General features: G+C 40.9%; 8 protein-coding genes. 5 read left to right on the top strand and 3 right to left on the bottom strand.

The annotated features are described in order from the left end of the window. Nucleotides 1–22: 22 nt before the first annotated feature. The 3 genes from nrdF to nrdH form a co-directional block, all read right to left on the bottom strand. Nucleotides 23–982, bottom strand: a complete 960-nt coding sequence (nrdF, locus tag ACVRZ8_RS04705; protein WP_447448160.1) for a class 1b ribonucleoside-diphosphate reductase subunit beta — start codon at nucleotides 980–982, stop codon at nucleotides 23–25. A gap of 393 nt (nucleotides 983–1,375) precedes the next feature. Then, nucleotides 1,376–3,535, bottom strand: coding sequence for a class 1b ribonucleoside-diphosphate reductase subunit alpha (nrdE, locus tag ACVRZ8_RS04710; protein ID WP_447448161.1), 2,160 nt, complete (start codon nucleotides 3,533–3,535; stop codon nucleotides 1,376–1,378). Nucleotides 3,536–3,640: 105 nt separating this feature from the next. Further along, on the bottom strand, nucleotides 3,641–3,865 hold the full coding sequence (gene nrdH / locus ACVRZ8_RS04715; RefSeq protein WP_447448162.1) for a glutaredoxin-like protein NrdH: 225 nt from the start codon (nucleotides 3,863–3,865) through the stop codon (nucleotides 3,641–3,643). 469 nt (nucleotides 3,866–4,334) lie between these two features. On the opposite strand from nrdH, the gene acnA reads away from it, so the two are divergent. The 5 genes from acnA to ptsP all read left to right on the top strand — a co-directional run bounded on the left by acnA (nucleotide 4,335) and on the right by ptsP (nucleotide 11,483). Continuing rightward, nucleotides 4,335–6,998, top strand: a complete 2,664-nt coding sequence (gene acnA / locus ACVRZ8_RS04720; RefSeq protein WP_447448163.1) for an aconitate hydratase AcnA — start codon at nucleotides 4,335–4,337, stop codon at nucleotides 6,996–6,998. 3 nt (nucleotides 6,999–7,001) lie between these two features. Continuing rightward, a complete protein-coding gene (locus ACVRZ8_RS04725) occupies nucleotides 7,002–8,126 on the top strand; it encodes a citrate synthase (RefSeq protein WP_447448164.1) in 1,125 nt (374 codons plus the stop codon). A gap of 13 nt (nucleotides 8,127–8,139) precedes the next feature. Further along, a complete protein-coding gene (gene icd / locus ACVRZ8_RS04730) occupies nucleotides 8,140–9,342 on the top strand; it encodes an NADP-dependent isocitrate dehydrogenase (RefSeq protein ID WP_447448165.1) in 1,203 nt (400 codons plus the stop codon). Nucleotides 9,343–9,483: 141 nt separating this feature from the next. Next, nucleotides 9,484–9,747, top strand: coding sequence for a phosphocarrier protein HPr (locus ACVRZ8_RS04735; protein ID WP_000146945.1), 264 nt, complete (start codon nucleotides 9,484–9,486; stop codon nucleotides 9,745–9,747). A 2-nt stretch (nucleotides 9,748–9,749) separates the two neighbouring features. Continuing rightward, nucleotides 9,750–11,483 carry a phosphoenolpyruvate--protein phosphotransferase gene (gene ptsP / locus ACVRZ8_RS04740; protein ID WP_447448166.1) on the top strand — a complete coding sequence of 578 codons (1,734 nt, stop codon included), beginning with the start codon at nucleotides 9,750–9,752 and terminating at the stop codon, nucleotides 11,481–11,483. Nucleotides 11,484–11,590: the final 107 nt, after the last annotated feature.

Consider the following 11,590-nt stretch of genomic DNA (forward strand, 5'->3'; position numbering starts at 1 on the left):
AACTCATTCGAGTTGTTTTTTATTACAATCCATAATTATAGTCATCATCTTTCATTGCTTCAACGGTTCCAAGCAGATAACCATTTCCGACTTGGCTGAAGAAATCGTGGTTGGATGTCCCTGTAGAAATACCATTCATCACAATAGGATTGACATCATTAGCGGTATCTGGGAAGAGTGGATCCTGTCCCAAATTCATAAGGGCTTTATTGGCATTATAACGCAAGAAAGTCATAACTTCCTCGGTCCAACCAACGGGATCATAGAGTGTTTGAGTATAGAGTTCCTCATTTTCATAGAGTTGATAGAGCAAATCATACATCCAATCGCGGAATTCGCTTTGCTCTTCTTCAGATAGCTCATTAAAGCCAAGCTGGAACTTATAGCCAATGTAAGTGCCATGAACGGATTCGTCACGAATAATCAGTTTGATGATTTCAGCAACATTGGCTAACTTGTTATTACCTAGATAGTAGAGCGGTGTGAAGAAACCAGAGTAGAAAAGGAAGGTCTCAAGGAAAGTAGAAGCGACTTTCTTTTGAAGAGCATTTCCATTTTCATAAATATCATTAATAATTTTTGCTTTTTTTTGCAAATATTCATTGTTGTCGGTCCACTCGAAAATCTCTTCAATTTCTGATTTGGTGTTAAGAGTTGAAAAGATAGACGAATAAGATTTAGCGTGGACAGATTCCATGAATTGGATGTTGTTAAGCACAGCTTCTTCATGCGGGGTACGCACATCGCCGCGAATAGCTTCGACACCAGATTGAGATTGCAAGGTATCTAGCAGTGTCAGACCGCCAAAGACCTTACCAACTAGATCTTTTTCTTCAGCAGAAAGCTTGCGCCAGTCGTCCAAGTCGTTTGACAAGGGAATACGAGTATCAAGCCAGAATTGCTCTGTTAGCTTTTCCCAAGTTGACTTGTCAATCACATCTTCAATTTCATTCCAATTTATTGCTTCGTAGTAGGTTGTCATGATTATCTCCTGATAGAGTTATGAGCTGTATTTTGTTTAGTTATTTTTTGATACTTTTCTTGGGTGGTGGAGTCGTCAGCGACCGACTTCGTCGTTCCATGATTTAACTCAAAACCTGAAGTCTTTGAGTTACCTCCGAGCAACTACGTTGCTCTTGTCACCAAGTCGAAAAGTATTGATTTTGGGTTCAATACGTTCGTTTCTTAAATGTAATGAGTAAATCCCAACAGGTAGGGTTCAAGAATTTTCCCCGAGACTTGCTGTTTAGTTATGACAAGTAGAAAATGAAATCAATAGTACTTCATTTTCGGAGTTAGTAAGTGAGCTAGACAGGCTACCCTAGTGGCTGCTGGGTCAAGGATAGGAGCATTAGCTTCATTCCTGACTGCTCAGTTAAATTACACAGCTTTCGCATTGGTTTGATCCGACCTCGTCACCGTCATCAGTGAAAGTGCGGACATAGTAGATGGACTTGATGCCCTTATTGAAGGCATAATTACGCAGGATAGATAGGTCGCGTGTCGTTTGTTTACTTTCGGTCTTCCATTCGTAGAGTTCTTTTGGCAATTCGCTGCGCAAGAAGAGGGTCAGTGAGAGACCTTGGTCAACGTGTTGCGTTGCAGCTGCATAGACGTCAATCACTTTACGCATATCCATATCGTAAGCAGAAGTGTAGTAAGGAATGGTGTCAGTTGAAAGACCATTGGCAGGATAATAGATTTTCCCAATTTTCTTTTCTTGACGTTCCTCAATACGTTGCGTAATGGGGTGAATGGAAGCAGAGCAGTCATTGATATATGAGATAGAGCCGTTAGGCGCAACTGCTAAGCGATTTTGATGATAGAGACCATCTTTCATAACGGCTTGACGCAGCGCTTCCCAATCTTCTGCTTGAGGAATAAAATGCCCTTCAAAAAGTTCTTTGACACGATCCGATTTTGGAACAAATTGGCCAGTCACATATTTATCAAAGTAAGTGCCATCAGCGTATTTTGATTTGTCAAAGCCAACAAAAGTTTCACCACGTTCTCTTGCAATGTTATTGGATTCTACTAAAGTCCAATAATTCATAAGCATAAAGTAGACATCTGCAAATTCAACAGACTCTGGGCTTCCATACTTGATGTGATGCTTAGCAAGGTAAGAATGCAGCCCCATGGCACCAAGGCCAAAAGTATGGGCTTGGCTATTTCCATTTTTAATAGAAGGAACCGCATCAATGCTGGAAGAATCAGTAACAAAAGTCAATGCGCGTGTCATGGCCTTGATGGAACGTCCGAAGTCAGGTGAGGTCATCATATTCATGATATTGGTTGATCCTAAGTTACATGAAATATCGGTTCCTAAAGTAGTAAATTCTTGTGCATCATTTAAGGTGCTAGGTGCCTGTACCTGAAGAATTTCAGAGCAAAGATTAGACATAATAATCTTACCATCAATAGGATTGCTGCGATTAGCTGTATCAACGTTGACGATATAAGGATAACCAGACTCTTGTTGTAGCTTCGAAATTTCAGTTTCTAAATCACGTGCTTTGATTTTGGTCTTGGTGATATTCGGGTTGGCTACTAACTCGTCGTATTTTTCGGTAATATCAATGTAATTGAATGGAATACCATATTCTCTTTCAACCGTGTAAGGGCTAAAGAGGTACATATCCTCGTTTTTACGTGCCAACTCGTAGAATTTATCAGGAACCGTTACGCCAAGTGATAAGGTTTTAACACGCACTTTTTCATCCGCATTTTCCTTTTTAGTAGAAAGGAAGGCAAGAATATCAGGATGGAAAACATTAAGATAAACAACTCCAGCTCCCTGACGCTGACCAAGTTGGTTGGAGTAGGAGAAGCTGTCTTCAAAGAGTTTCATAACAGGAACAACTCCTGATGCAGCTCCAGCATAGCCTTTGATGGGCGCACCAGCTTCACGCAGATTGCTTAGAGTAATACCTACTCCTCCGCCGATACGGGATAATTGCAGAGCTGAATTAATGGAACGGCCAATAGAGTTCATATCATCAGTTACTTGAATCAGGAAACACGATACCAATTCACCACGACGGCTGCGCCCTGCATTAAGGAAGGAAGGTGTTGCCGGCTGATAACGCTGATTAATCATCTCAATCGCCAAGTCTTTGGCTAGCTGTTCATTACCATCCGCGAAATAAAGGGCATTAAAAAGCACCCGATCTTCCATATTTTCCAAATAATATTCGCCATCATTAGTTTTTAGAGCATATTGCTGGTAGAATTTATAGGCGGCCATAAAGGATTGGAAACGGAAATGATGTGAATGTAGTTCACGATTGATCTGTTCGATAAACTCAGGAGAATATTTATTGATAAAGCCTGCTTCAATGTAGTCATTCTCAACCAAAAATGCAATCTTTTCAGTGATGCTGTCAAAAGCCATAGTATTTGGTTTAACATTTTCCCTGAAAAAAGCGTTTAATGCTTCTTTATCCTTGTGAAGCGGGATTTGTCCATTGACTGGACGGTTAATTTCGTTATTAAGGCGAAAGTAAGATACATCGCTAAGTTCTTTAAGACTCATATTTTATACCAAACCCTTGAACTCATTTTTTGAGTTTAAGGACTTACGAAACAACAATCACAGGGCTGTTTCTTTTCATTCCTTTCTGAATGTTTTATCAAAAAACTAGATAATTTCTTTTAATTTGGCTGGCTGGAAACCAGAAAAGACAACTTCCCCTGCTTCAATAACGGGCGCTGCAGAGAAACCAAGTCCTTTGACGTAGTCAATTTTTTCTGGGTGTTCGTCAATATTGATTTCTTCAAAATCAGCCCCTTCTTTTTCCAAGAACTTCTTAGTCATTTTGCATTGCATGCAGTTATTCTTTGAAAATAACGTAATTTTAGCCATTTGTATTCTCCTTTTCTAATGAGCATGGGATCATTTTTTATTCAATATTTAAAGACTAAATAAAGAATTTTCATGTTCCATACGGCAAATAATAGAATACCCAAAATAGAAGAAAAAAGCAAGCTTTTTATCTAACAAAATACAATATTTTGTGTTATTCGATTAAACAACCCCCTATATATTGTGTTTGTTGTTGATTTGTCAAGTCATTTCAAGACAAAAAAAGAGCACTTGAAGATTTTATTGAATATGTTAATACTAAATGATTTTGGAAAAAGTAAGATTAGCTGCAAATGATGTGATTTTGATGTTATATAAAGTGAACTTATTTAAGGGAATTTAGAAGTTTTAGCTTAAAACTCGCTATTTTATGTTATAAAAAATGACATATGTACGATAAAAGATTGTATTTCTATCAAATTAAGTGTATAATTAAACCGTTATTTACTATATTTTGGAGGAGCTATATATGATGGATTACCAAGCTAGCTTAATTGTTAATAACAAAAAATATCAATACTACAAGTTATCTGATGCGGCTAGAGATGCAGAAGTTGAGTTAAAAAAGCTTCCCTACAGTATCCGTATTTTGCTTGAAAGTTTGTTGAGAAAATATGATGGTATAGATGTCACAAAAAATCACATATCTGACTTGCTGAATTTTCCGAATGTTTCGACTTCTTCTGAAGTCCCCTTCAAACCCAGCCGTGTCATTTTGCAGGATTTTACGGGGGTGCCTGTTGTGGTTGATCTTGCTTCTATGCGAGACGCTATCGTTGACAATGGTGGAAAAGCAGAGCAAATCAATCCTGAGATTCCTGTTGATTTAGTCATCGACCACAGTGTTCAAGTTGACTTTTACGGCTGTGATACTGCCATGGAAGATAATGTTAGCATGGAATTTAAGCGTAATAATGAACGCTATGAATTTCTCAAATGGGCAGAAAAGTCTTTCGACAATTATCGAGCTGTACCTCCTGCAACTGGTATCATCCATCAGGTCAATATCGAATTTTTGAGTGATGTTATCATTGAAAAAGACGGCCTTCTCTATCCGGATTCCATGTTTGGGACAGACAGTCATACCACCATGATCAATGGTATTGGTGTGCTTGGCTGGGGTGTCGGTGGGATAGAGGCAGAAGCTGCCATGCTGGGAGAGGCCTCTTATTTCCCTGTTCCAGATGTTATCGGTGTCCATCTTGTCGGTGAATTACCCAAAATAGCAACAGCGACAGATTTGGCGCTCAAGGTGACTCAAGTTCTTCGTCAGGAAAATGTGGTTGGAAAATTCGTTGAATATTTTGGCGATGGCCTGTCCAATCTTAGTCTGGCAGACCGTGCAACAATTGCTAATATGGCTCCAGAGTACGGAGCAACTTGCGGTTATTTCCCTATTGATGATGAAACGCTGAACTACATGCGTCTAACCAATCGCAGTGACGAGCAAATCAAGATAACTGAGGCTTATGCAAAAGCAAATGATCTTTTCTACAATCTTGATGTCATACCAAATTACACTAAGATTGTAGAGATTGATCTTGCTCAAATCAAGCCGTCTATCTCCGGACCTAAGCGCCCGCAGGATCTAATCCTTTTATCGCAAGCTAAAGAAGCCTTTCAGGAAGCTTTGGTACATGAAGCTGGTGTGCGTGGTTTTGGTCTGGATAAGGCAGAGCTGGATAAAACCGCTACGGTACACCTGCCTGAAGGTGATGAGGTCATTTCAACTGGTCATGTGGCTATTGCAGCTATTACTAGCTGCACTAATACTTCCAACCCTTATGTTCTCATGGCTGCTGGGCTCTTGGCCAAGAAAGCTGTTGAGAAAGGGCTCAGCGTATCGCCAACCGTTAAAACATCCCTAGCTCCAGGTTCCAAGGTGGTGACTGGTTATCTCAAGGCTAGTGGTTTACAAACCTATCTGGATCAGCTTGGCTTTAATTTGGTCGGCTATGGCTGTACGACCTGTATTGGAAACTCAGGCAGTCTGCGCCCAGAAATGGCTGAGGCTATCTCATCGGAAGACTTACTGGTCAGTGCGGTTCTTTCTGGTAATCGTAACTTTGAAGGACGCATTAATCCTTTGGTCAAGGCAAATTATCTAGCCAGTCCGCCTTTGGTAGTAGCTTACGCCTTGGCTGGCAATACCAATATTGATCTGACAGAAGAACCACTCGGTTTTGGAAATAATGGCGAAGCTGTTTATCTTAATGATATCATGCCTAGCCGTGAGGAAATTGAAACTTATGTTGATCGTTATGTGACGCGTCAGCTTTTCCAAGAAGAGTATGCCAATGTTTTTACAGACAGTGAAAAGTGGAATGCTATCCCGACAGAGTCCAGCCAAAATTACAAGTGGAATCTAGCATCAACCTATATCCAGAATCCTCCTTATTTTGAAAACTTAGGAGATGATTTGACAATCAAGCCTTTAAATAACCTCAAGGTCTTGGCTAAGTTTGGAGATACGGTGACAACCGACCACATCTCGCCTGCAGGAAATATCGCTAGAAACAGTCCTGCAGCTCAATACCTTGAAGAGCGCGGCGTGGACTATCAGGATTTTAATTCCTACGGCAGCCGCCGCGGCAATCATGAAGTCATGATGCGAGGCACCTTTGCCAATATTCGTATCAAAAATGAACTGGCGGACGGTAAAATTGGCGGTTATACCAACTATAAGGGTGATATTCTGTCTATTTACGATGCGGCTATGAAATACAAGCAGGATGGGCAGGAGACGATTGTTCTTGCCGGCAAAGATTATGGTATGGGTTCGAGCCGTGACTGGGCTGCCAAAGGTGCCAATCTTTTGGGCGTCAAGGTTGTTCTTGCTGAGAGTTTTGAGCGGATTCATCGTTCCAATTTAGTTATGATGGGGATTTTACCCCTGCAATTTTTGGATGGTCAGACAGCTGATACACTTGAACTGACAGGACAGGAAACTTATACCATTGATTTGCCTGAAAATCCAAGTGTTCATGAAGTGGTGACGGTGACAGCTCAAAGTGAAAATGACAGCAAGACCTTTGAAGCGCTTGTGCGCTTTGATGCTGACGCTGACATTCGTTATTACCAAAATGGTGGTATTCTCCCAATGGTGATTCGTAAGAAATTGAAAGGAGTGTAGGCTATGGGAACAGTTGAAACAAACGGTCTTAAGGATATGATTGCCTGCGATACGCGTATTTCTTCTATTATTGATGATAAGTTAACCTATGCTGGCTATGATATTTCCGAGTTCATGGAACATAAAGCCTCTTTTGAAGAGGTTATCTATCTTTTGTGGAATGGTCATCTGCCAACTCGGATCGAGTTGAAATATTTTGAAACAGAACTTAGGAATAATTATGAGATTAGTGATGCAGTTGAGCAGTGCATTCTCATACAGTCCCGTCCGCATCTGCATCCTATGAGTGTACTTCGCTCAACTGTTTCTTTGCTGGGAGTTTATAATGTTCAGGCAGAAGAACGCTCTTTTGAAGCAGTCTATCAGCAGAGCATTGAACTCATGGCCAAGATGCCGACTATCATTGCGGCTTTTGTCCGTCTGCGTATGGGTGATACACCTCTTGAACCACGTAAAGACTTAGGTTTTGCGGCTAATTTCCTATACATGTTAAATGGAGAAACGCCGTCGGAATTGGAAATCGAAGCGATGAACCGTGCCCTGATTTTACATGCAGATCATGAGCTCAATGCCTCAACCTTTGCGGCACGTGTCTGTGCTTCGACGCTGACGGATATTTACTCCTGTGTTACGACAGCTATCGGTGCTCTCAAAGGCCCTCTGCACGGAGGCGCCAACGAACGTGTTTTTGATATGCTAAGCGAGATTCGTCAATCAGGAGATGCGCAAGCCTATCTTCAGGAAAAATTGGATTCACAAGAAAAAATCATGGGCTTTGGACATCGTGTTTACAAGACTCAGGATCCACGCGAAGAATATTTACGCGAAATGGCTAAGGAATTAACTCAAGGAACTGAAAACGAGGATCTGTTCTTACTGTCTCAGGAAATTGAGACTTTTATGAAAGAAAAAAAGGGACTGATTCCAAATGTTGATTTTTACTCAGCTACAGTTTACCATGTGCTTGGTATTGACAGCTCTATTTTCACGCTGATCTTTGCCATGAGCCGTGTAGCAGGGTGGATTGCCCATATCCAAGAGCAGCAAAAGAACAACAAATTGATTCGACCGCGTTCAAAATATAATGGCCCATCAAATCTAAAATACATTCCAATAGAACAGCGTTAGTCAGGAGGCAATTATGTCAGAAGCAATTAAAATGGTTGAGGGACAGCTACAAGTCCCAGAATACCCGATCATTCCCTATATTGAAGGCGATGGTGTCGGCCGCGACATCTGGAAAAACGCGCAGGCTATTTTTGATAAAGCTGTAGAAGTAGCTTATCAAGGTCAGCGCAGAGTTGATTGGCAGGAGGTTTTAGCTGGTAAGAAAGCTTTTGATACTAGAGGTCAATGGCTGCCGCAGGAAACACTTGCCAGCATTAAAGAAAAGCTGGTGGCCATCAAAGGCCCTCTTGAGACACCAGTTGGCGGTGGAATACGTTCGCTGAATGTAGCCTTGCGTCAAGACTTAGACCTCTATGCTTGTGTCCGTCCTGTTCGTTATTTCAAAGGCGTTCCAAGCCCGCTCAAGGAACCCGAAAAAACAAATATCACCATTTTCCGTGAGAATACCGAGGACATCTATGCAGGAATTGAATGGGAAGCGCAAACAGCAGATGTCAAGAAAGTCATTGATTTTTTACAAGAGGACATGCAAGTTTCCAAGATTCGTTTTCCTCAGACGTCCAGTATCGGAATCAAACCAATCTCTATCGAAGGCAGCAAACGGCTGATTTCCTCTGCTATTGACTATGCTCTTAAGAATGGTCTGACAACTGTGACTTTAGTTCACAAAGGAAATATCCAGAAGTTCACAGAAGGAGGCTTTCGTAAGTGGGGCTATGAGCTGGCTCAGGAAAAATATGCGGATGCTTTGGCAGATGGCCGTTTAGTTATCAATGACATTATTGCTGATAATTTTTTGCAGCAGATTCTTCTTAACCCAGAACGTTTTGAAGTTGTTGCTTTAACCAATCTTAACGGGGACTATGCCAGTGATGCAGTAGCTGCGCAGGTAGGCGGCATCGGTATTTCTCCAGGTGCTAATATCAATTACCAAACGGGGCATGCTATTTTTGAAGCAACGCATGGTACAGCTCCTGATATTGCTAATCAAGATTTAGCCAATCCTTGTTCTGTCCTTTTATCAGGATGTATGCTTTTTGATTATATAGGCTGGAGTGAGGTTTCTGATTTAATAACTCAAGCGATTGAAAAAGCCATAGCGAAAAAGGAAGTAACCAATGATTTTGCTTGCTTAATGTCTGGTGTTAAAGGCTTATCAACCAGTCAATTTAGTCAGGTTATATTGGATTATATAATAGAAGAAAATGAAAAATAATCGCGAAAAGGATTTTCAATTTTTTTCACAAAACAAGTTTTAATCTTGAAAAACTCATGCCTCTATGGTATAATTCTAAATTGTAAGGGTTACCAAAATATGGTAATCCCAAAATCACATCATTATAAAGGAGAATCCATTATGGCTTCTAAAGATTTCCACATTGTTGCAGAAACAGGTATTCATGCACGTCCAGCCACTTTGCTTGTGCAAACAGCTAGCAAATTTGCTTCAGACATTACTTTGGATTACAAAGGAAAAGCAGTTAACCTTAAATCAATCATGGGCGTTATGAGCCTTGGTGTTGGTCAAGGTGCTGATGTTACTATTTCAGCTGAAGGTGCAGATGCTGACGATGCAATCGCAGCTATTGAAGAAACTATGACAAAAGAAGGATTGGCATAATTATGACAGAAATGCTTAAAGGAATTGCAGCATCTGATGGTGTTGCTGTTGCTAAGGCGTATCTGCTTGTTCAACCGGACTTGTCGTTTGAAACTGTTACAGTTAAAGATACAAGTGCAGAAGAGGCTCGTCTAGATGCTGCTCTAGCGGCGTCACAAGACGAGCTTTCTCTTATCCGTGAAAAAGCAGTAGAAAGCCTTGGTGAAGAGGCCGCAGCTGTATTTGATGCTCATTTGATGGTTCTTGCTGACCCAGAAATGGTTGGCCAAATTAAAGAAACGATTCGTGCTAAGCAGGTTAATGCTGAATCGGCTTTAACAGAAGTGACAGATATGTTTATCACGATTTTTGAAGGTATGGAAGATAATCCATACATGCAAGAACGTGCTGCAGATATCCGTGATGTTGCAAAACGTGTTTTGGCTCACCTGATTGGTGTTAAACTGCCTAACCCTGCTGCTATTGACGAAGAGTCAATCGTTATCGCACATGATTTGACTCCTTCAGATACTGCGCAATTGAATAAGCAATTTGTAAAAGCTTTCGTGACAAACATCGGAGGCCGCACAAGTCACTCGGCTATCATGGCTCGTACTCTTGAAATTGCTGCTGTTCTTGGGACAAATGACATCACTAGTCGTGTTAAAGATGGTGATGTTGTGGCGGTCAATGGTATCACTGGTGAAGTTATCATTAACCCTACTGATGAACAAGTGGCAGAATTCAAAGCAGCTGGTGAAGCTTACGCTAAGCAAAAAGCTGAATGGGCTCTGCTTAAAGATGCTAAAACAGTTACGGCTGATGGCAAGCACTTTGAATTGGCAGCAAATATTGGTACCCCTAAAGACGTTGAAGGTGTAAACGATAATGGTGCTGAAGCAGTTGGTCTCTATCGTACAGAATTCCTGTATATGGATTCACAAGATTTCCCAACTGAAGACGAACAATACGAAGCGTACAAAGCTGTACTTGAAGGTATGAACGGTAAACCAGTGGTGGTTCGTACAATGGATATCGGTGGAGATAAGGAACTTCCTTATTTCGATCTTCCAAAAGAAATGAACCCATTCCTTGGTTTCCGTGCTTTGCGTATCTCAATTTCTGAAACTGGCGATGCTATGTTCCGCACACAAATTCGTGCCCTGCTTCGTGCTTCAGTTCATGGTCAGTTGCGTATCATGTTCCCAATGGTTGCCCTTCTTAAAGAATTCCGTGCAGCTAAGAAGGTATTTGACGAAGAAAAAGCTAACCTTAAAGCAGAAGGTGTTGCTGTTTCTGACGATATTCAAGTTGGTATCATGATTGAAATTCCTGCAGCTGCAATGCTTGCTGACCAATTTGCTAAGGAAGTTGATTTCTTCTCAATTGGTACAAATGATCTTATCCAATACACTATGGCTGCTGACCGTATGAATGAGCAAGTATCATACCTCTACCAACCATATAACCCATCAATCTTGCGCCTGATTAACAATGTTATCAAGGCTGCTCATGCAGAAGGTAAATGGGCTGGTATGTGTGGTGAAATGGCCGGTGACCAAAAAGCTGTTCCGCTTCTTATGGGACTTGGTTTGGATGAGTTTTCAATGTCAGCAACATCAGTTCTTCGCACACGCAGCCTCATGAAAAAACTTGATACAGCTAAAATGCAAGAATATGCTAACCGTGCAATTACTGAATGTGGTACTGCCGAAGAGGTTCTTGAACTTCAAAAGGAATATGTTGATTTTGACTAGTTCCTATCCAAAAGTAGGAGTGAGGAAACTTACTTCTATTTTTGTGTATGATCATTTCGAAATTTTCAGATTATTTACATAGTAAATATTGGAAAATTACCAAGAAA

Source organism: Streptococcus dentiloxodontae (genome assembly GCF_053206925.1).